Source organism: Streptomyces sp. NPDC020845, assembly GCF_044334165.1.
GTDB lineage: Bacteria > Actinomycetota > Actinomycetes > Streptomycetales > Streptomycetaceae > Streptomyces.
The window spans coordinates 608,482-632,945 of the sequence record NZ_JBIRSJ010000005.1 but is presented as its reverse complement, the minus strand read 5'-3'; the positions used below and the strand labels follow the sequence as shown (position 1 = coordinate 632,945).

21 protein-coding genes are annotated in these 24,464 nt (G+C 70.0%); 8 read left to right on the top strand and 13 right to left on the bottom strand.

Annotated features, from left to right (window positions below; all coding sequences use genetic code 11):
* Positions 1-59: 59 nt before the first annotated feature.
* Both ACH4U7_RS15945 and ACH4U7_RS15940 read right to left on the bottom strand, forming a co-directional pair.
* Positions 60-257 (bottom strand): DUF397 domain-containing protein, encoded by a 198-nt coding sequence (locus tag ACH4U7_RS15945; RefSeq protein ID WP_398528488.1) that lies wholly within the window; start codon positions 255-257, stop codon positions 60-62.
* Between the two features lie 12 nt (positions 258-269).
* Positions 270-1,121 (bottom strand): helix-turn-helix domain-containing protein, encoded by an 852-nt coding sequence (locus ACH4U7_RS15940; RefSeq protein ID WP_398528487.1) that lies wholly within the window; start codon positions 1,119-1,121, stop codon positions 270-272.
* A gap of 142 nt (positions 1,122-1,263) precedes the next feature.
* Between ACH4U7_RS15940 and ACH4U7_RS15935 the strand changes: the two genes are divergently transcribed.
* The 3 genes from ACH4U7_RS15935 to ACH4U7_RS15925 all read left to right on the top strand — a co-directional run bounded on the left by ACH4U7_RS15935 (position 1,264) and on the right by ACH4U7_RS15925 (position 3,939).
* Entirely contained in the window at positions 1,264-1,701 is a 438-nt protein-coding gene (locus tag ACH4U7_RS15935; protein WP_398528486.1) for an ATP-binding protein, read from the top strand.
* A 156-nt stretch (positions 1,702-1,857) separates the two neighbouring features.
* Positions 1,858-2,271 carry a hypothetical protein gene (locus tag ACH4U7_RS15930; protein ID WP_398528485.1) on the top strand — a complete coding sequence of 138 codons (414 nt, stop codon included), beginning with the start codon at positions 1,858-1,860 and terminating at the stop codon, positions 2,269-2,271.
* Between the two features lie 114 nt (positions 2,272-2,385).
* Positions 2,386-3,939: an alpha/beta hydrolase gene (locus ACH4U7_RS15925; protein ID WP_398528484.1), complete on the top strand. Its 1,554-nt coding sequence runs from the start codon at positions 2,386-2,388 to the stop codon at positions 3,937-3,939.
* Here ACH4U7_RS15925 and ACH4U7_RS15920 read toward each other — a convergent pair.
* Both ACH4U7_RS15920 and argS read right to left on the bottom strand, forming a co-directional pair.
* Complete coding sequence (locus ACH4U7_RS15920) at positions 3,922-4,530, bottom strand: Uma2 family endonuclease (protein WP_398528483.1); 609 nt, start codon at positions 4,528-4,530, stop codon at positions 3,922-3,924. The two genes, ACH4U7_RS15925 and ACH4U7_RS15920, sit on opposite strands and share 18 nt — an antisense overlap.
* Before the next feature lie 157 nt (positions 4,531-4,687).
* Positions 4,688-6,496 carry an arginine--tRNA ligase gene (gene argS, locus ACH4U7_RS15915; protein ID WP_398528482.1) on the bottom strand — a complete coding sequence of 603 codons (1,809 nt, stop codon included), beginning with the start codon at positions 6,494-6,496 and terminating at the stop codon, positions 4,688-4,690.
* A gap of 170 nt (positions 6,497-6,666) precedes the next feature.
* On the opposite strand from argS, the gene lysS reads away from it, so the two are divergent.
* Positions 6,667-8,424, top strand: coding sequence for a lysine--tRNA ligase (lysS, locus tag ACH4U7_RS15910; protein ID WP_398528481.1), 1,758 nt, complete (start codon positions 6,667-6,669; stop codon positions 8,422-8,424).
* Positions 8,425-8,496: 72 nt separating this feature from the next.
* On the opposite strand, the gene ACH4U7_RS15905 is transcribed toward lysS, so the two are convergent.
* The 3 genes from ACH4U7_RS15905 to ACH4U7_RS15895 all read right to left on the bottom strand — a co-directional run bounded on the left by ACH4U7_RS15905 (position 8,497) and on the right by ACH4U7_RS15895 (position 11,957).
* Positions 8,497-10,014 carry a DUF2637 domain-containing protein gene (locus ACH4U7_RS15905; RefSeq protein WP_398528480.1) on the bottom strand — a complete coding sequence of 506 codons (1,518 nt, stop codon included), beginning with the start codon at positions 10,012-10,014 and terminating at the stop codon, positions 8,497-8,499.
* Positions 10,015-10,124: 110 nt separating this feature from the next.
* Positions 10,125-10,865 carry a hypothetical protein gene (locus ACH4U7_RS15900; protein ID WP_398528479.1) on the bottom strand — a complete coding sequence of 247 codons (741 nt, stop codon included), beginning with the start codon at positions 10,863-10,865 and terminating at the stop codon, positions 10,125-10,127.
* Between the two features lie 123 nt (positions 10,866-10,988).
* Entirely contained in the window at positions 10,989-11,957 is a 969-nt protein-coding gene (locus ACH4U7_RS15895) for a DUF3558 domain-containing protein (protein WP_398528478.1), read from the bottom strand.
* Positions 11,958-12,139: 182 nt separating this feature from the next.
* Between ACH4U7_RS15895 and ACH4U7_RS15890 the strand changes: the two genes are divergently transcribed.
* Together ACH4U7_RS15890 and ACH4U7_RS15885 are read left to right on the top strand one after the other, a co-directional pair.
* A complete protein-coding gene (locus tag ACH4U7_RS15890; protein WP_398528477.1) occupies positions 12,140-13,333 on the top strand; it encodes an RtcB family protein in 1,194 nt (397 codons plus the stop codon).
* Between the two features lie 360 nt (positions 13,334-13,693).
* The gene (locus ACH4U7_RS15885) at positions 13,694-14,104 is read left to right on the top strand and encodes a hypothetical protein (protein WP_398528476.1); all 411 of its coding nucleotides are present in this window, start codon (positions 13,694-13,696) and stop codon (positions 14,102-14,104) included.
* Positions 14,105-14,182: 78 nt separating this feature from the next.
* Here ACH4U7_RS15885 and ACH4U7_RS15880 read toward each other — a convergent pair whose 3' ends face one another.
* Positions 14,183-14,938: an SDR family NAD(P)-dependent oxidoreductase gene (locus ACH4U7_RS15880; RefSeq protein ID WP_398528475.1), complete on the bottom strand. Its 756-nt coding sequence runs from the start codon at positions 14,936-14,938 to the stop codon at positions 14,183-14,185.
* A gap of 208 nt (positions 14,939-15,146) precedes the next feature.
* On the opposite strand from ACH4U7_RS15880, the gene ACH4U7_RS15875 reads away from it, so the two are divergent.
* On the top strand, positions 15,147-16,253 hold the full coding sequence (locus ACH4U7_RS15875) for a hypothetical protein (RefSeq protein WP_398528474.1): 1,107 nt from the start codon (positions 15,147-15,149) through the stop codon (positions 16,251-16,253).
* 4 nt (positions 16,254-16,257) lie between these two features.
* Here the strand turns inward: ACH4U7_RS15875 and ACH4U7_RS15870 are convergent, their stop codons facing one another.
* Positions 16,258-16,593: a YnfA family protein gene (locus ACH4U7_RS15870; protein ID WP_014178616.1), complete on the bottom strand. Its 336-nt coding sequence runs from the start codon at positions 16,591-16,593 to the stop codon at positions 16,258-16,260.
* Positions 16,594-16,722: 129 nt separating this feature from the next.
* Between ACH4U7_RS15870 and ACH4U7_RS15865 the strand changes: the two genes are divergently transcribed.
* Complete coding sequence (locus ACH4U7_RS15865; RefSeq protein WP_398528473.1) at positions 16,723-18,978, top strand: hypothetical protein; 2,256 nt, start codon at positions 16,723-16,725, stop codon at positions 18,976-18,978.
* 44 nt (positions 18,979-19,022) lie between these two features.
* Here ACH4U7_RS15865 and ACH4U7_RS15860 read toward each other — a convergent pair whose 3' ends face one another.
* Genes ACH4U7_RS15860 through ACH4U7_RS15845 form a run of 4 tightly spaced genes read right to left on the bottom strand, consistent with a single transcriptional unit; the run spans position 19,023 to position 24,402 of the window.
* Entirely contained in the window at positions 19,023-20,090 is a 1,068-nt protein-coding gene (locus ACH4U7_RS15860; protein ID WP_398528472.1) for an NlpC/P60 family protein, read from the bottom strand.
* A 20-nt stretch (positions 20,091-20,110) separates the two neighbouring features.
* Positions 20,111-20,593, bottom strand: a complete 483-nt coding sequence (locus ACH4U7_RS15855) for a poly-gamma-glutamate biosynthesis protein PgsC/CapC (protein WP_358630818.1) — start codon at positions 20,591-20,593, stop codon at positions 20,111-20,113.
* Positions 20,590-22,206 (bottom strand): poly-gamma-glutamate synthase PgsB, encoded by a 1,617-nt coding sequence (gene pgsB, locus ACH4U7_RS15850; protein ID WP_398528471.1) that lies wholly within the window; start codon positions 22,204-22,206, stop codon positions 20,590-20,592. Before pgsB ends, ACH4U7_RS15855 begins: the two co-directional genes overlap by 4 nt.
* Positions 22,207-22,212: 6 nt before the next feature.
* Positions 22,213-24,402: a HAMP domain-containing protein gene (locus ACH4U7_RS15845; protein ID WP_398528532.1), complete on the bottom strand. Its 2,190-nt coding sequence runs from the start codon at positions 24,400-24,402 to the stop codon at positions 22,213-22,215.
* Positions 24,403-24,464: the final 62 nt, after the last annotated feature.

The following is a 24,464-nucleotide window of genomic DNA, read 5'->3' as shown; positions in this document are numbered from 1 at the left end:
TTGTCCGCGTCGGCGATTTTCTGCCAGGCCGATCGGGAAGTTTGTCGCAAACCATGCGGCTAGGGGGTGAGGTGGTCGAATTGGCCTGCCTTGGCGGCGCGTATGAAGTGGCCGAGGTGGGTGGGGGTGGTGGTGAGGACCGTGTCGGGGGCTTCGCTCTCGCGGAGGCGGATGGTTCCGTCGACGGCGGAGGCGACGTTGAGGCAGTTGTTTCCTTCGCCGCTGAAGGAAGACTTCCGCCAGTGAGGGGTGGGCAACTTCTCTGCCTTTCAGAGGTCTTGGGCGATTGTTTGGATGAAGTCGCGGGACTCGTCCGCCTTGAGGGCTGCGCTCTCTGTGCGGTCCATGAAGATTCGGTACCGCGCCAGTTGGGCGTCCGCGTCGAGGAACACGCTGCCATGCTCGCTGTCGAGCTGGACGGTGTCGAGTTGGGGGACGGGGCCGGCCGCGTAGAGCACTGACTGGCCCGAGCCCGGGATGGCGCCTGCGGCGAAGGGGACGACCAGGACTGTGATGTGGTCGTGCTCGCTCATGTCGAGGATGTGCTGGAGCTGCGACTTGGCGGTCGATCGGCCACCGAACCGCATCCGCAGAGCCGCCTCGTGGATGACGGCGGTGTACGCGGGCGGGGATTCCTGGAACAGGACGGCCTGGCGCTTGACGCGATGTGAGACCCGGTGCTCCACCTCGGGCGGTGGAAGAGAGGGCACTACTTGCTGGAAGACCACGCGTGCGTGGTCGTGTGTCTGGAGAAGCCCCGGCAGATGCATGAACTGCGCCGAACGCAGGGCGGAGGCGTGATGCTCAAGCTCGGCGAGGTCGAGCAGGGCGGCGGGCAGGATCTCCCGGTACTCCTCCCACCACTGCCGCTTCCGCTCCCCGGTCATGCCGACAAGGGCCTCGATCAGGTTCGTGTTCGAGCAGTCGTAGTGACTCGCGAGCCTGCGAACGCGGGCCGCGCTGACGCCGAAGCGACCGGTTTCGATATTGCTGATCTTCGTGCGCTCGGTGCCGAGCAGCGCCGCGGCATCGGTGGCCGTGAGCCCGGCGTGCTCGCGGAGCTTGCGCAGTTCGAAGCCGAGGCGCAGTTGACGGGCCGTAGGGGTAGTTCTGGGCGGCATTGCTCCTCTTTCGTTGACGACGCACAGTGTGCCGTCGTTCACCCACATGGGTCTAGTCGGACAGGAATCCCCGAACTAGTAGCACCTGTAATCCGATCGAAGCTACGGTGTGTCTCACGTCACTCACTCTACGGAGGCGCGTATGTGCAACGACCCCCGTGTGCCCGAAGACTGGGACTACACCCTCCAGTTCCCCCGCGACCCCCTCGCCCCGCGCATCGCCCGCCGCATACTGCGCCTCATCCTCGAAGAGCACGGCGTGCACGACCTGGCCGACACCGCCGAGTTGTTGGCCTCCGAGCTCGTCACGAACACCTACGCCCACTCGGACGGTCCGGCGTCCATGAACGTCAGGCGAAGCGATAAGCGGGTGCGGGTCAGCGTCTGTGACACCAACCCCCAACTCCCGTACCTGACCACGGACTGGGCCGGTGACGCCGACGCCGAGCGGGGCCGTGGAATCGGCCTTCTGGATGTGATCGCCGACAGCTGGGGCGGTTGCGCCATTGGCGACGAGCTGTTCGGGGTCGGCGGCAAGACCGTCTGGTTCGAGCTCGGGGAGGGCTGGCGGGACGCATAACAAAAGGCGCGGGTGCGCGAAGTTAACTCAGGAAATGCTCAACAAAGGCAGGAAGTTGTTCACGGCCGGAAACGCCCTGGCTAATCTTCCGGCTCAAGTTCACTGCACCGCAGGCTCGTTGATGTGGCCTGTTCCAGAAAAATCAAGGAGCACCCTGTGCCGAAGCTTCGGAGGCCAACCAAGGGGGCCGGGCTGCGGATTGCTGCGGTCCTCGCCGCCGCCGTCTCGCTGCCCGTCCTGGCCTCGCCGAGCGCCCACGCCATCGCTTGGGACCACACGATCCACTCGGACGACGGGGACCCCGGCGCCCGCCTGCGGTTCGAGGCCAACGGCGACATCGTCGAGCTCTGCGATATCGAGGCCGACGGCTTCGCCGCCTACGCCGAGATCTACGACCCCAAAACCGGCCAAACCCGCACCCTCACCGTCGGCGGCAACGGCAACTGCAAGCGCCGCGACGCCTCCGACTCTGGATGGAACCTCGTCGAAGGCCGTAAATACAGCTTCATGGTGGCCCTGACAGAGGGCAACTACATCGCCTACCCGGACGACGAAACCTGGACGGCCTGACACGCAACCCCACCGGGTACGCCGGCTGACGCAGCGGATCGGGGGTTATCCCCCGTCCGCAGCGGCCAGCTGGCCTGATGGGACTTCTGAGCGGATTGCGCGAGGCTCAAGGCCATGAGAATCGCCAACGCCAAGGCCGCCTCCCTGGCCCTCGCCGCCGCCACCACCGCTTCTCTGCTCGCCTCCACGGCCGCCGCCGACGCGGCCACCCCCCGATCCGCCGCGCCGCTGAGCTGGGGCGTGTGCGAGGGCACCGGCCTCGACCCGAGGCAGGAATGTGCGACGCTCAAGGTGCCGCTGGACTACCGCGACCCGGGCGGGGAACAGATCTCGCTCGCCGTCTCCCGCATCTCCAGTGCCAAGCCGGGCGCCCGCCGGGGCACGCTGCTGCTGATCCCCGGGGGACCGGGCGGCTCCGGCCTGAACAGGCCATCCACCCTGGGCGCCAAGCTGCCGCAGACGGTACGGGACGCGTACGACCTCGTCAGCTTCGACCCCCGGGGCGTGGGCCGGTCCACCCCGGTCAGCTGCGGCCTTGCCCACGAAGACCTGGCCCTCACCCGCTCCCGCCCCTGGCCCGCCCCGGACGGGAGCATCGCCGACAACGTCGCCACCGGACGGCGTATGGCCGACGCCTGCGCCCGCAACGGCGGCCCGGTGCTGAAGAGCGTCAGCACCGTCAACGAGGCCCGGGACATCGACCGCATCCGCCAGGCGCTCGGCGAGGAGAAGCTGTCGGCCTGGGGCGTGTCGTACGGGACCTACCCGGGGGCCGTGTACGCGCAGATGTTCCCCGAGCGCACCGACCGCTGGGTGCTGGACAGCAACGACGACCCCGACCCGAAGCGCGTGGGGCGCGGCTGGCTGGCCGCCTTCGCCGTCGGCGTCGAGGACACCTTCCCCGCCTTCGCCGCGTACGCCTCCAAGCCCGGCGACCACCGGCTCGCCGCCACCCCCGACGGCGTCCGCCGGCTGTTCCTCGACCTCGCGGCCCGGCTGGACACCCATCCGATCCCCTGGGAGGGCGCCAACCCGCCCGAGCTGAACGGCAATGTGCTGCGCCAGCAGCTGCTCGACACCCTCTACGCCCCGAGCCGGTACGCCGACCTCCCCGGGAGCCGCTACGCAGCCCTCGCCGAGCTGATACGGGCCGCCCGCGACGGCAAGGAGTTGCCGGCGCCCGCCACGCTGCCGGACGAGGCGATGCAGAACACCATGGCCTCGGGCACCGCGACGCTGTGCAACGACGTCTCGTGGCCGAAGTCCCTGCCGTCTTACGCCCGCGAGGTCGCGGCCAGCCGGACGAGCCACCCGCTGACGGCCGGGATGCCGGTGAACGTCATGACCTGTGCCTTTTGGCCCGACGTGCCCCGCGACAAGCCGGTGCGGATCACCTCGGACGGGCCGTCGAACGTGCTGCTGGTGCAGAACCGGCGCGACCCGGCGACGCCCTACAGCGGCGCGCTGAAGCTGCGCCGCGCCTTCGGGGAGCGGGCCCGGATGGTGACGGCGGACGAGACCGGGCACGGGGCGTACGTGGTCAACGGGAACGCCTGCTCGGACCGGTATGTGACCGACTTCCTGGTGGCTGGTGAGCGGCCGGAGCGCGACGCCTTCTGCGCGGCGGAGGGAGACCGGCCTGCGGTCGGTTCACTCGGACAGCAGTGAGTCGACCTCCAGCTCGACCTTGGCGCCGATGGACTCGGGCAGGACGAAGGACTCGCCGGGGCGATGGACGGACCGGGTGCGGTATTCGCCGTCGTGGGGGTCGGTGAGGACGATGACCTCGCCGTGTTTGCGGTCGCCGATGACATAGACGGGGACGCCCGCCCGCGCGTAGTAGCTGGGTTTGCGGTCCAGATCGTCGCGCCAGTTGGACGACGTGACCTCGAACACCACGCGGAAAACCGCGGGATCGATGCAGTTGAACCGAGTCATGTGGTCCCGGAAATCCGCGTCCACAATCGAGAGGTCCGGGATCGCGTAGTCCTCATCGCCCGTTGGCAGCCAAATGCCCACGGCCTGGACGACGCGGGTCTCGCCTTGGTGAAGAGCGGCGAACGCAAGCGTGAGATTGGTGAGCGATTCCGCGTGCGGGGGATCGGCAGGGGGCGTCACGATCAGCTGTCCTCCGAGGATCTCGGCCCGGTATCCAGGAAGGTTCTGGAACACCGTCTCGGCGATGTCGATGAGGCTGACCGCCGTCTCCTCCGCGGTGTGCGCGGCGGGCGGGCACGGGTGCTCGGGGGCAAGCGTCATATCGCTTCTCCTGTCTGCTTCCTCGGCCATATGACCTCACCTCGATCGTAGGATCCGCTCAGTAACGATTCTGCCGGGCAAATCGCCTGAAAGCAGCGTCGCGGCGGCCTTCGCGAAGTTGAGCGAAGGCCGCCGCGACGGGGGCGCGCGCGAGCGCTCAGAGGCGCTCGGGGGTGCGGATGCCGAGCAGGTCCATGCCCTGGTGGAGGGTGCGGGCGGTCAGGTCGCACAGGAAGAGGCGGTTCTCGACCTGGGCCGGGCCGCCCTCGGCCTTCAGGACCAGGCACTTGTCGTAGAAGGTCGTGTAGAACGAGGCCAGCTGGTACAGGTACGCGGCCAGCTTGTGCGGCTCGTAGCCCGCCGCGACCTCCCGCAGGATCTCCGCGAACTGGTCCAGGTGCAGGCCCAGCGCCCGCTCGGCGGGGGCCAGGGGAAGCTCGGGGTGGGCGACCGGGTTCTGGCCCTCGCCGGCGAGGCGCAGGATCGACTGGATCCGGGCGTACGCGTACTGGAGATACACCGAGGTGTCGCCGTTGAGCGAGACCATCTGGTCCAGGTCGAACTTGTAGTCGCGGGCGGCCGACGTGGACAGGTCCGCGTACTTGACCGCGCCGATGCCGACCTGGGCGCCGCGCTCGGCGATCTCCTCCTCGGTGAGGTCGATCTTCCCCTCGCTCTTCTCGCGGACGACGGCCGTCGCCCGCTCGATGGCCTCGTCCAGCAGGTCCACCAGCCGCACCGTCTCGCCCTCACGGGTCTTGAACGGCTTGCCGTTCTTGCCGAGGACGGTGCCGAAGGCGAGCTGGTAGGCGTGGGTCTTCTCGTTCAGCCAGCCGATCCGGCGGGCGGTTTCGAAGACCATCTTGAAGTGGAGCGACTGCCGGGCGTCCACGACGTAGACCAGGGAGTCGGCCTGGAGGTTCTGGACCCGGTCCCGGATCGCGGACAGGTCGGTGGCCGCGTAGCCGAAGCCGCCGTCGGACTTCTGCACGATCAGCGGCACCGGGTTGCCGTCCGGGCCCTTGACGTCGTCGAAGAAGACGCACAGCGCGCCCTCGGAGCGCACCGCGACGCCGGACTCCTCCAGCAGCCGGCAGGTCTCGGCCAGCATGTCGTTGTAGCCGGACTCGCCGACGACGTCGGGGTCGCGGATGTCCATGTCGAGCTTGTCGAAGACGGAGTAGAAGTAGATCTTCGACTCGTCGACGAACTTGCGCCACAGGGCGATGGTCTCTTCGTCCCCGGCCTGAAGGTCCACCACCCGGCGCCGGGACCGCTCCTTGAACTCCTCGTCGGAGTCGAAGAGCGCCCGCGCGGCCTTGTAGAGGCGGTTCAGGTTGGACATGGCCTCCTCGCCGGAGGCTGCCAGGTCCTTGTCGTCCCCGGCGCCCTGGTCGCCCGTGGCTGCCTTGTGGTCCAGTTCGTGCGGGTGCTCCAGCAGGTACTGGATGAGCATGCCGAACTGGGTGCCCCAGTCGCCGATGTGGTGGCGCCTGACCACCTTCTCGCCCGCGAACTCCAGGATCCGCACGACCGCGTCGCCGATGACCGCCGAGCGCAGATGGCCGACGTGCATCTCCTTGGCCACGTTGGGCTGGGCGTAGTCGACCACGGTCGTGCCGGGGCTCTCGGCGTACGGAACGCCGAGCCGGGCGTCGGCGGCGCGGGCGGCGAGGGTCTTCACGATCGCCTCGTCCGACACCGTGATGTTGAGGAAGCCGGGCCCGGAGACCTCGATGTCCGCGATCAGCTCGCCGGCCGGCAGGCTCTCCACGACCTTGGCGGCCAGCTCGCGCGGGTTGCCCTTGAGCTTCTTCGCGAGCGCCAGCATCCCGTTGGCCTGGAAGTCGGCCCGGTCGCTACGTCGCAGCAGCGGATCGGCGGCGCCGGCCTCCGGCAGGGCAGCCGAGAGGGCGTCCGCGAGACGCTGGTGGACCGTGGCGGCAAGGGATGGGACCGAGGCCATGAGTGGAATGCCATTCCGGTAGATGGTTGGGTCCACCTCAGTATTTCACGGCGTGTCCAACGCTTTTGTCCCGTGCCCGGGCCGTCCTCGGGTGCCTGCCGCAGCCCCTGCCTCGGCCCCCTGTGGAAAACCTCCGGGCCCCTCGTTCCGTCTGGGACAATGGTGTCGCCATGACCGCAAGGAAGGAAGTGCCGACCGTGGCTCAGACCACCGAGACCGACTGGGTCTCCCGATTCGCCGACGAGGTCATTGCCGAGGCGGAGCGTCGCGCCCCCGGCAAACCGATCGTCTGCGCCTCGGGTCTCAGCCCGTCCGGCCCGATCCACCTCGGCAATCTGCGCGAGGTCATGACCCCGCACCTGGTCGCCGACGAGATCAGGCGGCGCGGCTATGAATGCGTGCACATCCTGTCCTGGGACGACTACGACCGGTATCGCAAGGTCCCGGCCGGGGTCGACCCCTCCTGGGCCGAGCACATCGGCAAGCCGCTGACCTCCGTCCCGGCCCCGCCCGGATCCCCCTATGCGAACTGGGCCGAGCACTTCAAGGCGCCGATGATCGAGGCGCTGCGGGAGCTGGGCATCGAGTTCCACGGCATCAGCCAGACGGAGCAGTACACCTCGGGTGCGTACCGCGAGCAGATCCTGCACGCGATGCGCCACCGCGGGCAGATCGACGCCGTGCTCGACCGCTACCGCACCAAGGACAAGGCGAACGGCGGGGCGAAGAAGCCCGCCAAGCAGCAGCAGAAGCCGGTCGACGAGGCCGAGCTGGAGGCCGCCGAGGGCTCCGGCGCGGCCAGTGAGGACGACGGCAGCGCGGGCGGCGCGGGCTACTACCCGTACAAGCCGTACTGCTCGGTGTGCGAGCGCGATCTGACCACCGTCACCTCGTACGACGACGAGACGACGGAGCTGGCGTACACCTGCGCCTGCGGCCACGGCGAGACCGTGCGCTTGAGCGAGCACGACCGGGGCAAGCTGGTCTGGAAGGTCGACTGGCCGATGCGCTGGGCCTATGAGGGCGTGGTCTTCGAGCCCTCGGGCGTCGACCACTCCTCGCCCGGCTCCTCGTTCGTCGTCGGCGGGCAGATCGTGCGCGAGGTCTTCGGCGGCGAGCAGCCCATCGGTCCGATGTACGCCTTCGTCGGCATCAGCGGCATGGCGAAGATGTCCTCGTCCAAGGGCGGCGTGCCGACCCCGGCCGACGCGCTGGAGATCATGGAGGCGCCGCTGCTGCGCTGGCTGTACGCGCGCCGTCGGCCGAACCAGTCCTTCAAGATCGCCTTCGACCAGGAGATCCAGCGGACCTACGACGAGTGGGACGCCCTGGAGCGCAAGATCACCGAGGGGGCGGCCCAGCCGGCGGACGCGGCCGCCTACAGCCGTGCCACCCGCACCGCCTCCGGCGAGCTGCCGCGCACCCCGCGCCCGCTGCCGTACCGGATGCTCGCGTCGGTGGTCGACATCACCACTGGCCATGACGAGCAGACGCTGCGCATCCTCAGCGAGCTCGACCCGGACAACCCCGTGAAGTCCCTGGACGAGACCCGGCCGCGGCTCGACAGGGCTGAGCGCTGGATCAACACCCAGGTCCCGGCCGAGCAGCGCACCCGGGTGCGGGACGAGCCGGACACCGAGCTGCTGGCCTCGCTCGGGGAGACCGAGCGCGAGTCGCTGCGGCTGCTGCTGGAGGGGCTCGACACCCACTGGTCGCTGGACGGGCTGACCACGCTGGTGTACGGGGTGCCCAAGCTCCAGGCCGGGCTCGCGGCGGACGCCAAGCCGACGCCGGAGCTGAAGGTCGCGCAGCGCACGTTCTTCGCGCTGCTCTACCAACTGCTGGTCGGCCGGGACACCGGCCCCCGGCTGCCGACGCTGCTGCTGGCGGTGGGCGCCGACCGGGTGCGCAAGCTGCTCGCGGCCTGACGTTCTTGGACAGCGGGCGGGCCGGACTCGTGGTGAGTCCGGCCCGCCCGCTCGCCGCCCGGGACAGCATGCCTAGGTGGTGGGCATCTCCAGCCTGTACCGCTCCTTGCACTCCTCCAGATGCTGGCGTATATCGCCGTCGCTGAGGTCGGTTACGCCGTACCTCTCGCGCAGCAGACGGCCGAACTGGAACGGGGAGGGGAACTTGCCGTTGTTGGTGACGTGCTGGTGGAAGGCCCCGTAGTACGCCTCGTCGCGCGGCATGTCGTCCGGCAGGTTCGCGGGCGGAACGGACGGAATGAATCCGTCGGACGGCTCGGGCTCGCCATGGGGCTCCTGACCCCGTTGCGCCGGCACATACGGGACCTGGCTGCTGGTGCCCTGCCCGCCGAGCGGCCGGACCCGGCCCCCCGGGCCGACCGGGACGGTCAGCTGCGGCCCGGTCTCCTGAGCCTCCTCGGCCTCCGGCGCAGGCTGCTGAACCTGGAACTGCTGGGTCTGGGCGGGCCCGGGCTGGGGCTGCGCCCCCTCGTCCGGCACCTGTGCATGCGTCTGCCCCTGCGGCTGCCCGGCCGCCGGATGGCCCGCGGCCTGCTGCTCGAAGCCGGTCGCCGCCCGCCCGTCGTGCTCGGGCGCGGCGGGCTGCTGGTACCCCTGCTGCTGGTACACCGGCAGTGGGAAGGCCATGGGCAGCTCACGCTCCTGGGCCGCGGCCCCGTTCGCTCCCGCGGCCCCGTTCGCTCCCGCGGCCCCGTTCGCTCCCGCGGCCCCGTTCGCTCCCGCGGCCCCGTTCGCCCCCGCGGCCCCGGGAACCCCGACCGCTCCCGCGGCCCCGGGAATGCCCGCGTTCCTGCCTCCGTAGGGCAGCGCGGCGGGCAGCGGTGCGGGCGTGAGCTCGGCCGGGTCCAGGCCCGCCGCGGCGAGCCCCGCCGGGGCGGTCTCCGCCAGCGGCACCCCGTAGCGCGCCAGGCGCAGCGGCATCAGCGACTCGACCGGGGCCTTGCGGCGCCAGGCGCGGCCGTAGCGGGCCCGCAGCCGGGCGCGGTAGACGAGGCGGTCCTGTTCGAGCTTGATGACCTGGTCGTAGGAGCGCAGCTCCCACAGTTTCATCCGGCGCCACAGCCGGAAGGTCGGCACGGGTGCCAGCAGCCAGCGGGCGACGCGGACCGACTCCATGTGCCGGTCGGCGGTGATGTCGGCGATCCGCCCGATCGCGTGCCGGGCGGCCTCGACGGAGACCACGAACAGGATCGGGATGACGGCGTGCATACCGACGCCGAGCGGGTCGGGCCAGGCGGCAGCGCCGTTGAAGGCGATGGTGGCCGCGGTCAGCAGCCAGGCCGTCTGGCGCAGCAGCGGGAAGGGGATCCGCAGCCAGGTCAGCAGCAGATCGAGCGCGAGCAGGACGACGATTCCCGCGTCGATCCCGATGGGCAGGACGTTGGCGAAGGCGCCGAATCCCTTGTCGTGGGCGAGGTCGCGCACGGCGGCGTAGGAGCCCGCGAAACCGATCGCGGCGATCACCACCGCTCCGGTGACGACCACCCCGATCAATATGCGGTGCGTACGTGTCAACTGCATCGCGGCCACCCGCGACCCCTCCCCCGTCCTACGGCATTCGGCGCGCCCAGCGTCGCATACACGTCAAGGGCGGTGGACGGGAAGGGGGTCGCAACGGCTCGGCCGGCGGCGGGCGGTGGCTACGCGGCGCTGCTGCTCGCGCCGCTGCCCGCGCTGCTCGCGCCGCTCTTCTCGGCGTCCTTCTCGATGGCGGCGACGACCTCCTTGGCCCCGGTCTCGGCGTCCTTGAGCAGCGCCTTGGGGTCCGGGGTCTTCTCGTCCTCGTAGCCGGCGCCGTTGTACTCGAGGGTCAGGACGACGTTCGCGGTGCGGACCACGATGGTCTGGTTCCGGAACTCGTCGCCGTCCTTCTTCGACTCCGTGCTGACGGTGGTGGCCGCGTCGCCGATGCCGGACACCTGCCCGGTCTTGGCGTTCTTGGCGCCGTCGGACGTGGCGGCCTTCTGGGCCTGGTCGCCGGCGTAGCCTTGCGCCCGCTTGTCGCCGGAGCCCAGCGACACCTCGGATCTGAAAAGTTTGAGGGAGACGGTGAGCTGCCGGTACTTGAACCCGTTGAGGCCGGTCCACAGGCAACTGGCCGACTGGTTGGCGTCGGCGGAGGGGAGCTCCTTGCCCTTCTTGCTCTCGGCCTTGGGGACCAACTCGTCGATCGTCTTGGCGGACAGGGTCGGGCAGACCGCCGGGAGCTTGCTGTACTTTGCGGCCGCGACGGTCGGCGTCGGGCTGGGCGTGGCCGATTTCGACGGGCTGGCCGAGTCCTTCGAGTCCTTGTCGGAGCCGGAGGAGCAGCCGGCGACGAGCACCACCGGTACGGCTGCGCTGACGAATATACGGGCGAGTCGAGGGGCTGTTCGGTGCATGGGTCCTTCGCTCGTTCTCGGTCGATGGGCGGCCGTCCCGCCCGCGTCATGACACGGCACGGTACGCGGCCGATGCGCGCACAGCCCAATTCGGGCGTCTTGCGCGAGGCCCCCTACACCGGTCTATTCGTTGAGCCGCCCGGTCAGCTCCTGGGCCAGATCTTCGGCGTTGACCTGCAGTTCTTCGCTGCTGGGAATGTGCTTTTTGTTGGTCGACCACTGGTCGTACTCAATGGTGGCAATCACATTTGAGGACCTGAAGACGACGGTGACATCTCGGTGGATACCGGAGTCACTGGTGATGAGCTGGTCGTCGAGGAAGGCGTCGTCGGCGAGGTCGTCCAGGCGGCGCGGTGCGGCGGTCTCCGAGGCGTCGGTGTCGCCGGAGGCGTCCGTGCCGCGGGTCCCCGGCTCGTCGGTTCCGGAGGCGTGGGGCGTTGTGCCCTCGACTTTGGTGCCCTCGGTCTTGGAACCGTCCTTGCCGGAGCCGTTTTTCCCGGAATCGTCCTTCCCGGAGTCGGAGGAGGCCGACGCGGACCCCTTCGGGGTGTCCTTGCCGGGCGAGCCGGAGCCGGATTCCGAACCGGAGGAGCCGGAGGAGCCGGAGGGGGCGCTGGGGGTCTCGGAGGCACCCGGGACGTGCGTGGCGGCGGCCTTCTTCTCGTACCGCTCCTTCGCCTGGTCGTCGTCGCTGACCGTCGGGTCGTACGAGACGACGCGTTCGAAGTCGAGCGTGAGATAGCGGGTGCCGCTGCTCGTCTCCAGCTTCCAGCGGCAGCCGACGCGCCGGTTGGTGTCATAGGTGACGGTGGCCTGGCCGTCGTAGACCGGGTCGTCCTCCTCGGCGCCGGGCAGCAGATTGCGCAGCGTCTTGGAGTCGATCGCGCCGCACGCCTCGGGGAGGGTGCGGTACTTGCCGGGCGCGGCGGCGACCGGCGCCCCGGAGTCGCCTGGCTTGCCGTCGTCGAGGCCCGCGTGTGAGGCGGTGCTGGTGCAGCCGCTCAGGCCGATGGCGGCGAGCACCGTGGTGACCACGGCGGCGGCCCGTGCGGCACCCGCTGCGTACGCCCTTCGCTGCTGCGCTGGCTGCACTCTCCCCGTCCTTTCAAGGTCTCTCCGAGCGAACACGGAGCGAAAACTGCTTGCCGCCCGTGGGCGGGGCCTGCAGACAATGTCTATCGCACGCGCCGCCGCGTCTGCCGGTCGCCCGCCGATATTGGGGGCCTTGGTCCGGCTTTTGCCTTTTCAGTTTTCTATGGGGGAATGAGTAAATCATGTCGTATGTCGAGCTGCCCGGGGCGCGGGTTCCGATCCGTATGTGGACCGATCCCGCGACGGTCGAGGGCGTGGCCATGCAGCAGCTGCGAAACGTCGCGACGCTGCCGTGGATCAAGGGCCTGGCCGTGATGCCGGATGTGCACTACGGAAAGGGCGCCACCGTCGGCTCGGTGATCGCGATGCAGGGCGCCGTATGCCCGGCGGCGGTGGGGGTGGACATCGGCTGCGGGATGTCGGCGGTCCGGACCTCGCTGACGGCCGAGGACCTGCCCGGGGACCTCTCGCGGCTGCGGTCGCGGATCGAGCGGGCGATCCCGGTCGGGCGCGGAATGCACGAGGACCCGGTCGACCAGGGGCAGCTGTACGGATTCTCGGCGCCGGGGTGGGACGACTTCTGGGGGCGGTTCGGAGAGGTCGCCGAGGCGGTCAGGTTCCGTCAGGAGCGGGCCGTGAAGCAGATGGGTTCGCTCGGCTCCGGTAACCACTTCATCGAGTTCTGCCTCGACGAGTCGGGCTCGGTCTGGCTGATGCTGCACTCCGGCTCCCGGAACATCGGCAAGGAGCTGGCCGAGTACCACATCGGCGAGGCCAGGAAACTGCCGCACAATCAGGGCCTGGTCGACCACGACTTGGCGGTCTTCATCGCGGACACCCCACAGATGGCGGCGTACCGGCACGATCTGTTCTGGGCGCAGGAGTACGCGAAGTACAACCGCGCGATCATGATGGCGCTCTTCCAGGACGTCGTCCGCAAGGAGTTCAAAAAGGCCAAGCCGACGTTCGAGCCCGTCATCTCCTGCCACCACAACTACGTGGCGGAGGAGCGCTACGAGGGCATGGACCTGCTGGTGACCCGTAAGGGCGCGATCCGGGCGGGCAGCGGGGACTACGGGATCATCCCCGGCTCGATGGGCACCGGTTCGTACATCGTCAAGGGCCTGGGGAACGCGGCGTCGTTCAACTCGGCCTCGCACGGCGCGGGTCGGAAGATGAGCCGTAACGCCGCGAAGAAGCGCTTCTCCACGCGGGACTTGGAGGAGCAGACGCGGGGCGTGGAGTGCCGTAAGGACGCCGGGGTCGTGGATGAGATCCCGAGCGCGTACAAGCCGATCGAGAAGGTGATCGACCAGCAGCGGGACCTCGTCGAGGTGGTGGCGAAGCTCAAGCAGCTGGTGTGTGTGAAGGGTTGAGGCGCAGGACCGCACGTGATCGATGGCCCCGGCCGATCAAGGCCGGGGCCATCGTGCTGCCCGCGCCCTGGCAATTCGAAAGAAACCGCGTCCAATTCGCCATCAGTGGCACGGGATTGATCGCCGACACGCAGCGGAGAATAGCAGGCTGCTTTCTGTTCGTGAATTTCTTGAGGTTCTTCTGAGGTTACCGGCGCGGAGCTTGGAAAGGCTGTGTCCGGTTTACCGATCGGCAGTCAAATGCGCTGACCTTACCTGCTACTTCACGGTACAAAGAGCTTGATCGCAGACGGTTTTCACGGCTGCCTGAGGCCGCTAGCATCTCCGCAATCGATTCCCCTGATTCGCAGAGGAGAACAGGTGAGATTCATTTCCCGTGCCGCTACCGCGGTCGGCGCCGCCGCTCTGATTGTGGGCGGCTTTTCCGCCGCCCCCGCCTCCGCCGCAGACGGCAAGACCTGCGTCAGCAACCTGCACCCGACCCTCGACGTCTGGACGGGCAAAGGGTGCTTCATCGGCAACGGCGACGACATCCAGGCCACCGACCTCTACGGGGACGGCCAGCGCACCGTGGTCGACTGGTACACCGACTACGGCCGCGAGGGCGAGTGCGACAACGCGCTCGGCACGGGCTGGACAGTCACCTGCGACTACGACATGACGGAGACCGGCCGGATCAAATTCCGCGTCTGTGCCCGCAGCAGCGGAATCAACCGTGACTGCACCGGCTGGACCGGCTGGATAAGCATCCGCACCGGCGAAGCCGCCTGACCCGCGCACCGTCATCGACGACGGCCCGCCCCGGTGCTGTACCGGGGCGGGCCGTCGTCGTGCGCGTGAGGGGGCGGGTCAGCGCTCCCGGTGCACCTTGTGCTGGGCCGCCTGGGCGCGGGGGCGGATGACCATCAGATCGACGTTGACGTGTGAGGGGCGGGTGACCGCCCACTCGACGGTGTCGGCGACGTCGTCGGCGGTCAGGGGCTCGGCCACGCCTTCGTAGACCGCGGCGGCCTTGTCCTCGTCGCCCCGGTAGCGGTTCAGCGCGAACTCGTCCGTGCGGACCATGCCCGGGGCGATCTCGATCACCCGCACCGGGTCGCCGCACAGTTCGAGGCGGAGGGTGGCGGCGATGGCGTGGGTGCCGTGCTTGGCGGCCACGTAACCGCCGCCGCCCTCGTAGGCGATGTGGCCCGCCGTGGAGGACAGCACGACGACGGTGCCGTCGCCGGAGGCGATCAGCGCGGGCAGCAGGGCCTGTGTGACATTGAGCACGCCCACCACATTGACCTCGTACATCGCCCGCCAGTCGGCCGGGTCGGCGGTCGCGACGGGTTCGGTGCCGAGGGCCCCGCCCGCGTTGTTGACGAGTACGTCACAGCGGTCCAGGGCTGCCGCGAAGGCGTCCACGGCGGCGCGGTCGGTGACGTCCAGCGGGTACGCCTCGGCCTCGTGCCCGGCCTCGGTCAGCTCGGCGGCGAGGGCTTCGACGCGCTCCTTGCGGCGGGCGGCGAGGACGACACGGAATCCGGCGGCGGCGAGGCGGCGGGCGGTCGCGGCCCCGATCCCGCTGCTCGCACCGGTGACGACTGCGGTACGGGTGGTCATCGGCCCTCCTGAGGCGACGTGTTGGGCGGGGTCCGCATATGCGCGTTGTGTTTGTAATCCATACGCAGGATATGACGTACAGATTGGCCGCCAATCGGGGGACTGAAGATCGAAATCCGCTACGGCGCCAGAGGCCCGGGGAAGGGTGCACTGCGTCCGGCGCGCCGCCGGGCCGGAGCCTCCCTGTGCCAAGGAGTGAATACAGCCCATGACCCAGCACAAGAGATTTACCCAGCTGCACCGTCGTGCCCTCCGACGTTGGGGTGTCGTATCGGCTGGCGCCATCGCCGCCGCGGCACTCGTGGCCGGTTCGCCGACGGCTGCCTGGGCGGCCGGCGCGACCCCCAGCCCCCACTCCGGGATGAGCAGCAACTGCGAGCAGGGCCAAGAGGAACAGCACGGGAACCACGACAACGGCCATGACCACGGCCGTGATCATGAGAACAAGGGCGAGCACGAGAACGGCCGCGAGCACGACAACGGCCGCGAGCACGAGAAGAAGAACGAGCACGAGAACAAGGAAGAGAACGGCGAGCACGACAACGGCCGTGAGCACGAGAACGGCGGGAAGTACGGCGGCGGCCAGGAGCGGAGCCTCGCGCAGCCCTCCGCCGACCAGGCCATGGACGAGCAGTACGCCGCCGAGGGCAACGAGGGCTCCCAGGGCAACGACTACCGCTCGGTCCCCGGCGCCGAGCAGGCGTACGCCGCCATCGCCAAGTACACCACCGGTATGGCGCAGCCGTACGGCGCGACCGAGGCCGAGGCCGCCACGGAGCCCCGCCACGAGGACCAGAAGCGTCAGGAGGAGAAGCAGCAGGAGGAGAAGCAGCAGGAGAAGAAGTGGGGGAAGAAGCAGGCCCGCCACGAGGAGGAGAACAAGGAGGAGGAGAACAAGGAAGAAGAGAACAAGGAGGAGCAGAAGCGCAGCGGCCCCGTGACGCTCGACGAGGCCGTTGAGATCGCCGAGTGCGAGGTCGGTGGCGAGGCCGTCAGCGCCGAGCTGGAAGACGAGTGCGACGAGGACGAGGCGCACAAGGGCGAGGAGTCCAAGCGCAAGGACAACCACCACAAGGGCCCGCAGCAGCGGACCGGCGACAACAACAAGGACAAGGGCCGGGACCACAACAAGGACGAGGACGAGGACGAGAAGGGCCAGGACCACAACAAGGACCGTGAGCACAAGGAGTCGCGGCACGAGGAGTCCAAGAAGCAGGTCTGGGACGTCGACGTCAAGCGCGACCACGAGGTCTGGGAGGTCCTGATCGACCCGGACACCGGCTGCGTCCTGAGCGTGACCCGAGAGGCTGACTAAGTCGTCACCGGCCTCGCGGCGAATACATGATCACAGCTACGCCGACCAAGCAGATCAGCGCTCCGGCCACATCGAATCGGTCGGGCCGGTAGCCGTCGGCGACCATGCCCCAGGCGAGCGACCCGGCGACGAAGACGCCCCCGTACGCCGCGAGGATGCGACCGAACTCCGCGTCCGGCTGGAGCGTGGCCACGAACCCGTAGGCGCCCAGCGCGATGATTCCGGCGCCGACCCACGCCCATCCCCTGTGCTCGCGCACCCCTTGCCAGACCAGCCAGGCACCTCCGATTTCGAAGAGGGCGGCCAGGCAGAACAAGGCAATGGAGCGTGCGATGAGCATAGGGGAAGGGTACGGGGGTGACCGGTGGCAGATCGGTCATTATCGATCAATAAGAAATATCGCTGGCTAACAGGCTAATTCTCCTGCTACAACTCGAATTGGGTTGGCGCTAGGGGGAGGGGCAGCCCGATGGCCGGTGGGAGCGGGGTCCACGTACACGGCGATGTCGAGGGACAGGTCGTCGTCGGTGATCGCAATGTCGTGATCAATGCCGAGCGCGGCTCCTCGGTGACCGTACGGAGCGAGCCGCCGCCCTTTGCCCGCCGCAGAGCCCGTCCCGCAGGGCGCGCCCTGCCGTGCCGCATGCCCGAGCTGCTGGGCCGCGAAGGTGAGCTGGCGGCGCTGCGGCGGTGGCTGTCGCAGGGCCACCCGGTGCAGATCTACGGTCCGCCCGGCATCGGCAAGTCCCTACTGCTGCGCCGGTTCGCGGCCGACGCCGTGGCCCGCGGCCAGGACGTGGTGTATCTCCCGGCGGCCGGGGTGCCGGTCGACGACCTCGTCCAGGAGCTCTTCCAGGCGTGCTACGAGGCGCCCGACTACAAGCCCGCGCCGGCGGTGGCACAGCAGCTGATGGCGTCGGTCCACGCCCTGGTCGCGGTCGACGACTTCCAAGGCTCGGCCGAGGATCTGACGGAGCTGGTGGCGGCCACGCCCGGATGCGATGTCCTGGTGGTCACCGCCGAGCGCCAGGAGTGGCAGGAGGGGCAGGAGGGGCGGGCCCTGCGCCTGGACGGGCTGCTGGAGCAGCCCGCGCTCGCGCTGCTCACCGAGGAGCTGGGCCGCCCGCTGCGGGGCGATGAGCGAGCGGCGGCGGCCCGTCTGATCGCCACCGTACGCGGCCACCCCCTGAGCCTGCTGCAGGCCGCCGCGGCCCTGCGCTCCGCGGGGGCGGGGCGTATGGAGTCCGCGGGAGCCGCCGGTTCCGCCGGGCTCGTGGTGGACGAAAGGGCGCTTGCGGTCGGGGTGGCGGGTGGGCTCAGTGATGGGGCGGGCAAGCTGCTGCGCATTCTGTGCGCCGTCGAGCCCCTTCCGCTGTCCCCGGCGCTGCTGTCCGTGATCGCCGCCGGGCCCGCCGGACCAGCCCACCCCGTCGGGGCCACCAGCGCCGCCGGAGTGGACCGGGCCGCCGCGGAGTTGGAGGCGCTGCGTCTGGCTTCCTCGGAGGGCGGCGGCTTCCGGGCCACGGGGCGGCTCGCCCCGTTGGTCGCCGAGCGCACCGGGCCCGCGCAGGATCCGGCCGTGCTGGCTGCCGCGTTGGCGGGCTGGGCGCGCGGGGCCACCCGTCATGAGCTGGCCGTCGAGTCCGCGGTGGTCCGCCGCGTCCTGGAGGCGGCCGCGCTCGCGGGCGGCCATGGAGCCGTTCGCGACCTCGCCCGCTTCACCGCTCCCGCCCTGGCCCGTTCGCTGCGCTGGGGCTCCTGGCGGCAGGTTCTGGGGCTTGGCGCGGGCGCGGCCCGCGCGCTGGGGGCCGCTGCCGATCTGGCGTACTTCACCCATGAGGAAGAGGCGCGCAGACGGGCGCTCGGGCTGGCGGTCGGGGTCGCGGCCGGGCTGTCCTTCGGCGCCGGCGCGGCGGCCGGACACCTGGGCGGCCCGGTCTCGGGCCACGCCGCGAGCCAGGCGGTGAGCCATGCCGTGGGCCACGGCTCGGCCGCGGCCGGGAAGTCGGCGCTGAGCTCGTTCGCGGCGAATCCGGTCGCCATTGGGACGGCGGCGGCCCTGCTGGTGGCTGGTGGCGTCTTCGTGGCGTTCGCGAGCGCGGGCGGCGAAAGCCCCCGCGCCGACCCCACCGTCCCCATCACGTCCTTCGACCCGACGCCCACCCTGGCCCCGACCAGCGCACCCACGTCGAGCGCCATCTCGACCACCGGCCTGCCGACCGCGACGACCACCGTCCCGACGGCCACCACCGCCCCCGTCACCACCACCGCCGAGCCCACCACCGGGCAGCCCACCTATGGCTCCGGCCAGTGCCCGCCCGTTCCGCTGGCTGTCGGTTCCTTCGGACCGGTGGCGGCGGGTGAGCAGGACAGCAAGAGCGTGACCTGGGACAGCTACTGGGAGTGCGACGACGCGAAGACCCTCGCCGTCAGCGACCCCACCGCCTGGCGCGTCCGCGCGACCTCATGCCCCGCCACCCAGAAACCGGGCCCTCCGAGGTCCGCTTCCGGCTTCTGCGTCTTCGAGGTCGTGTTCAGCCCTCCCGCCTCGGCCGAGCCGGGCACCACGTACAGCGCGAAGGTCACCATGCTGGACGACTGGGGCCATGTGGCGATGACCCTGCCGCTCAGCGGCACCACCGCCACCGTCGGCCCCACCGGCCCCACCAGCCCCACCGGGGAGGGGCCCTCCACGCAGCCGTCCGAACCCAGCCCCGGTGTTTAGGCGACCCGGTGTTCAGGCGACCCGGTGTTCAGGCGACCCGGCGTCTAGAGCCGCTTCGCGCTGCGGAACAGCTGGGCGTAAAAGCCGTTGCCGTCGATGCGCGAGGCGCCGCCCTTGTCGCCCATGGTGGGTCCGTTGACCTCCTTGCGGCTGGAGATGAACACCCGGTGGCCGTCGGTGTCCACGCCGAGGTACAGCGCGACATGGTCCATGTGGTTGCCCGTGCGGTGGTCCATCTTGAAGAAGAGCAGGTCGCCGGGTTGCAGCACATCGATGTTGGCCGGGCGCTGGTACCAGGGCGAGGGGCCCTGGAGCTTGATGATGTCCGCGCCCACCGTCGACCGGGCCATGCCGTCAGCCGTGCGCGGCAGCCCGTCCCCGACGACGTTCGTGGCCCGCAGCGGGTAGCGGGCGCGATAGCCCCACACCATGCGCATAAAGCCGGAGCAGTCCAGCGCGCGGTAGCGCTCCTTGCGCGGCTGCAGCGTGGTGCCGTCGCGGAAGGTGTACGGGATGCCCAAGTAGTCGTAGAAGTCGTTCTGTTCCAGGCGGTCCACACCGTCCTGTTTGAACGGCCCGAAGACGGCGTCACCCGCGTACGGAATGCCCTCGTCGTCCTTCTTGAGCGGCGCGCCCTGGCTGTACTGGAAGGCGATCGCGAAGATGTCGTCCTCCTCGCTGCCGTAGTTCTGCTTGAACCAGTCCTTGAACCACTGCTCCTTCTCCGCCCCCTGGCGCCAGGGCTCGGGCATCAGCCGCACCCAGTCCTCGGTCACCACGCGGGAGTTGGTGTTGGCGGGTTCGGAGAAGGTGCGGCTGGGGCCCTTGAGGGTGGCGGTGCGGGCGCCGTCGGTGAAGGTGGCGAGCACCTGGCCCTTGGAGCCGCGCAGCACGGTGCGCTCCGGGTTCTTCAGCCGCTCCCAGGTCCGGGCCCCGGTGTCCTCCGCGCTGTTCTCCAGCTGCGGATTGTCCGTGACCTTCTGTACCGCCGGGGCTTTGGAGTCCTCCTCCTTCCGCAGCTCCACGGTCAGATAGGCGCTGGCGCCGAGCAGCGCGAGCACGGTCACGGCGTGCAGCGCGCCGCGTTTCTTCGAGGTCTTCTTGGCAGACATGGTCGGCTCCGGGGGTGGGGTCAGGAGGACGGCATGACGCCGAGCAGGATCCCGGCGGTGAGGACGACATACGCCATGAGTGTCACCGAGCCGGTGGCCAGCAGCGTGGGCCCCTTGGGCTGGCGCACCAGCTGGTAGGCGATCAGGCCGGGGACGATGAATCCGAGCGTCTGGTTGCTGTACATCAGCGGGAACTCGATGGTCAGCGCGATCATCACGGTGGCCTGGAGCAGTACGCCGGTGAGCACGACCGCCGCGAACAGCCGCTTGCCGTAGAGGATCACAAAGCGCTGGAGCAGCAGGACGCACACATAGGTGAGGACGGTGACGCCGATGACCATCGCGGCGCGCTGAAGGTCCTCGACGAGGGTGAGCGCGAGCCAGCCCGGAGTGATCATGCCGCCGGGCGAGAGGTTGGTCGTCAGATAGCAGACGAGCGAGAACATGAGCCCGAGCGCGATACCGAGCGCGGCGATCTCTGGGGTGAGGACGGAGGGGATCAACGCGGCTCTCCTGAGCTGTGCCACTGCTGGTCTTCGGCGGGGGGCTGGGCTGCCGCGGCGGGCTGGTCCGCTGCGGGGGGCGGGTCTGCCATGAGGGGTGGGTCTGCCTTGAGGGGCTGGGGCGGCACTCGGGGCTCGAAGTAGCCGCGGGGGCGGTCCTGGCCGTCCTGCGCCGCGGGCTGCCGCTGCCCGTACCGGGTCTCGTACGCCTCCGGGTACCGCTGGTAGGGGTCGATACGGGGCGCGTACAGCCGCATTGTGTCGACGTGTTCGGGCGGGGCGGGCAGGGCGGACGACGAGGCGGGCAGGGCGGGCAGCGCCGACGCGGCCGGCGTGGTCGGCGCGGTCGCTCCGACGGGAGCGGTGGCCGGCCGGGTGCCCTCGGGGACAACAACGCCCTCGCCGTCGCCGGCGCCGGGCTCGTCTGGGGAGTCGTCGGCCGGGAGCTCGGCCAGATGCTCGAGAAGCAGTTCGCCCTGGCCGTGGATGTTGCCGATGGCGACCAGCGAGGAGTTGGGCCCGAGCATGCCGAGCATCTGCGCCATGAACTCCTCCGGATCGCGCCGGTCGCCGCCGAGATCGACGGCGCGCGAGCGGTACGAGGCCGGGATGGCGTCGATGGCGGACTTGGCCGGGTGGCCGATCACAAAGACGTGCTCGGGGTCGAGGTCGGGGATGATCTCGCCCATCTGGCCGTTGCGTTCGACGCGGTCGGGGCGGCAGTTGATCACCACGTTGAGCGGGCGGTGGATCGCGCCGAGGTCGAGCAGCTGGTTGATGTTCATCAGCGTCGACTCGGGGTCGTTGGCCGCGAAGACGTTGGCGAAGCGCAGCCGCTTGCCCTCGTCGGTGCGGTAGCGCTCGACCGACAGCACACCGGGGTCCGGCGGCGCGTCGTACATGCCCTGCAGGGCCACCTTGCGCTCCACGCCGAGGAGTTCGGCGACGGTGAGCGCGATCGCCACGTTCTCCTTGAAGGTGAACCAGCTGAAGCCGCGCAGCTCCTCATCGCTGACCGTCTCCGGGTCCGCGTAGATCAGACGGCAGTTCCGGGCGTCGGCCTCCTCCTGGAGGATGTGCAGGCGCTCCTTCTCGGCGGTGACGCAGATCCCGTCCTCCGGCATCGAGCGGCACAGCGAGCGCGCCACATCGTCCAGGGTGGGGCCCATCTCGGCGAGGTGGTCCTCGCGGACGTTGCACAGGACGCCGATCGTGGAGCGGATCAGCTTGGACTGGTTGATCTCCTGGAGCGCCGGCATGACGGCCATGCACTCGATGACCAGCGCGTCCGGGCGGTAGGCGGCGGCGCGCCGCACGATGCCGATCTGCTCGACGACGTTGGCGATGCCGAACTTGCGGTAGACCGGCTCCTCGGTGGCGTCGGGGTGGATGAACCGGGCGGCCGTACCGGTGGTCTTGGCGACGGTGACCAGGTCGCCACCGCGCAGCGCGCCCGCGCACAGCCGGGTGATGGACGACTTGCCGCGGATGCCGTTGACCAGCACCCGGGTGGGGATGTTGTCCAGGTTGGCGAAGTGCCGCCGCTGCTCCACGACCCCGGCGACCAGCAGTATCGCGCTGCACACCATGAGCACGGTGTAAAGGAAGAGCACGGTTTTTCAGTTCCTTCCGGCGAGGGACCGGCTGCCGTCGCGCCCGCCGCGCTGCTGCTCCTGCAACTGCTGCCGGATGAGCTCCAGGCTGCGGACGACGGCGCCGACCTCGTCGTGGTGGCGCGGGAAGAGGACGGTACGCCGGTCGCCGCCGGCAAGCGCCTCGGCCTGGTCGGCGAGTGCGCGCAGCGGGCGGACGACCACGATGTGCAGCCAGCCCAGGCAGGCCGCCGCCGCGGTGAGGCCGAGCAGCCCGACCAGCACGGTGCGGTTCTGCAGGGTGTACGCGGGGATGTCGAGCCGGGACGCGGGCTGCCAGCTGACGACGCTCCAGTCGAGGACCTTGGCCACACCGCCGCCCGTCATCGGGGCCGCTGCGGCGATCCGTACGTCGTCGCCGCGCTGGACCTTGGCGTGTGCCTGCTTGCGGTCGACCAGCGGGGAGAGGTGACCGGGCATCTTCTCGAAGGCCAGGTAGCCGGAGTTTCCGGCGATGGTCCGGCCCTTGGCGTCGATCACCCGGACCTGGCCGAGGCCGTCGCGGCGCAGCAGCGCGTTGACGAAGTCGATGTCGAACTCGCCCACGACAGCGGCGCCCGCCTTCCCCTGGAGGGGGGCGGTGGCGCGGATGATGGGCTTCTTGCCGCCGTGCCCGGACACCTTCAGGGGCTGGTCGGCGGGGCGCTCGCCGGAGGAGTGGTGCGGGTCGTGCCCGGCCCGGGCCAGCACCTCGCCGTCGCCGCTGACGACGTAGACGGACTCGTAGCGCGGGTGTTCCTCGATGGTGCGGTCCAGTACGGCCGTCATGTCGTCGGCCGAGGTGCGGTTGCCGATCAGGGCTGCGACGGCGGACAGGTCCGCGTGGCCCTCGTTGAGCGCCCGGCGCACCCGGTCGCTGATCGTCTCGGTGCGCGCCTTCTGGTCGGCGACCACCTGGGCCGGGATGTGTACGGAGGAGCTCGGGCGGTTGAGCAGCAGGGTCAGCGGGACCGACCAGGTCAGCAGCAGTACGGCGGAGACGGCGACCAGGGCGCGGGTGCCCAGGCGCCGGCCGCCGCGCGCGCCGTCCGTGCCCTGGGGGGAGCCGTCCGCACCCTCGGGGGACTCCCCGCGCAACTGCTGCCGCAGCCGCTCCAGGGCGCGGCCGATACGGGCGGCCTCGCCGAACCGTGGCACGGTCACCGGGCGGGCCAGATCCCCGCGGGTGAGCCGGCGGCTCTCCAGGAACAGCCGGATCAGGGGGCGCTGGACGGTGCCGAGCAGCACCGCGATGGCCAGGGCGCCGATGACCAGCAGCGCGCCCGCGGCGGCCAGGCCGAAGGCCGGCCGGGCCAGTTGGGAGGCGCGCTCGGTGATGCCGACCTGGGTGACGATGCTCAGCCCGAGGCCGCTGGCCACCGTGGACTCGCCCGGCTCGGCGGCGGCGAGCGAGGCGTAGCCGGCGACGGTCCGCCGGTCGCCCGAGGCGTCGCCGGTGAGGCTGCCGCTGACGCCCGCGTAGCCGCCGGAGCCCGGCTCCTTGGAGCTGATGGGGTTCTGCCGGGACTTCTTGGCGGAGATGGTGGCGAAGTCCTTCAGCTCGCGCTGGGCCCGCTCGCTGTCGAGGGCCCCGTCGCTGCTGAGGATCGTCCCGGTCGAGTCCACGACGCCGATGCCCCGGCTCTCGCTCAGCCGCATCCCGGGCACCTTCAGATTGCTGGAGGCGATCAGGAGCTGCTGGGGCTGGCCCTTCCAGGAGAGCAGGGCGAGGGCGATCAGCCGGGTCTGGCCGTTCTGCAGCCGGACCAGCCGGGGCTTCAGGCCGTCCTTGCCGGAGAGCTTGGTGCGGTCGATCACGGTGAGCGGCACGGTCTCGCCGCGGGCGGCGAGCAGCTTGCCCGACGTGATCTCGATGACCGCGGTGCCGCTCCACTTCTGGTAGACGCTGCCCGTTTTGTCGAGGACGGCGTCGGCGGAGACGGGTTTGCCCTCGCTGAAGAGGATCGCGGTGCGGTTGAGGTCGGTGACCGACTCGTCGAGCGAGGCGCGCAGTGCGACGGCCCCGTCCTCGGCGAAGTGCTGCTGGGAGGTCAGTACGGCCTTGGGTACGAGGACGTTCTCGGTTTTACCGAAGGTGAGGGCGGTGATTCCCGCCAGGGAGAGGAGCAGGGCCGAGAGTACGGCTATAGGGGGACGAATGCCGCCTATCAGCGACATATCAGCCCGTCGGCGGATCTTTCGCCGCCGCTTCGGCGCCGAAGCGGCCACGGGGGCTCCTC

Coding starts and splice junctions, on each gene's coding strand:
- ACH4U7_RS15940 (WP_398528487.1), bottom strand. CDS start 1,121: ATGCCGCCCAGAACTACCCCTACGGCCCGTCAACTGCGCCTCGGCTTC.
- ACH4U7_RS15935 (WP_398528486.1), top strand. CDS start 1,264: ATGTGCAACGACCCCCGTGTGCCCGAAGACTGGGACTACACCCTCCAG.
- ACH4U7_RS15925 (WP_398528484.1), top strand. CDS start 2,386: ATGAGAATCGCCAACGCCAAGGCCGCCTCCCTGGCCCTCGCCGCCGCC.
- ACH4U7_RS15920 (WP_398528483.1), bottom strand. CDS start 4,530: ATGACGCTTGCCCCCGAGCACCCGTGCCCGCCCGCCGCGCACACCGCG.
- argS (WP_398528482.1), bottom strand. CDS start 6,496: ATGGCCTCGGTCCCATCCCTTGCCGCCACGGTCCACCAGCGTCTCGCG.
- lysS (WP_398528481.1), top strand. CDS start 6,667: ATGACCGCAAGGAAGGAAGTGCCGACCGTGGCTCAGACCACCGAGACC.
- ACH4U7_RS15900 (WP_398528479.1), bottom strand. CDS start 10,865: ATGCACCGAACAGCCCCTCGACTCGCCCGTATATTCGTCAGCGCAGCC.
- ACH4U7_RS15890 (WP_398528477.1), top strand. CDS start 12,140: ATGTCGTATGTCGAGCTGCCCGGGGCGCGGGTTCCGATCCGTATGTGG.
- ACH4U7_RS15880 (WP_398528475.1), bottom strand. CDS start 14,938: ATGACCACCCGTACCGCAGTCGTCACCGGTGCGAGCAGCGGGATCGGG.
- ACH4U7_RS15875 (WP_398528474.1), top strand. CDS start 15,147: ATGACCCAGCACAAGAGATTTACCCAGCTGCACCGTCGTGCCCTCCGA.
- ACH4U7_RS15870 (WP_014178616.1), bottom strand. CDS start 16,593: ATGCTCATCGCACGCTCCATTGCCTTGTTCTGCCTGGCCGCCCTCTTC.
- ACH4U7_RS15865 (WP_398528473.1), top strand. CDS start 16,723: ATGGCCGGTGGGAGCGGGGTCCACGTACACGGCGATGTCGAGGGACAG.
- ACH4U7_RS15860 (WP_398528472.1), bottom strand. CDS start 20,090: ATGTCTGCCAAGAAGACCTCGAAGAAACGCGGCGCGCTGCACGCCGTG.
- ACH4U7_RS15845 (WP_398528532.1), bottom strand. CDS start 24,402: ATGTCGCTGATAGGCGGCATTCGTCCCCCTATAGCCGTACTCTCGGCC.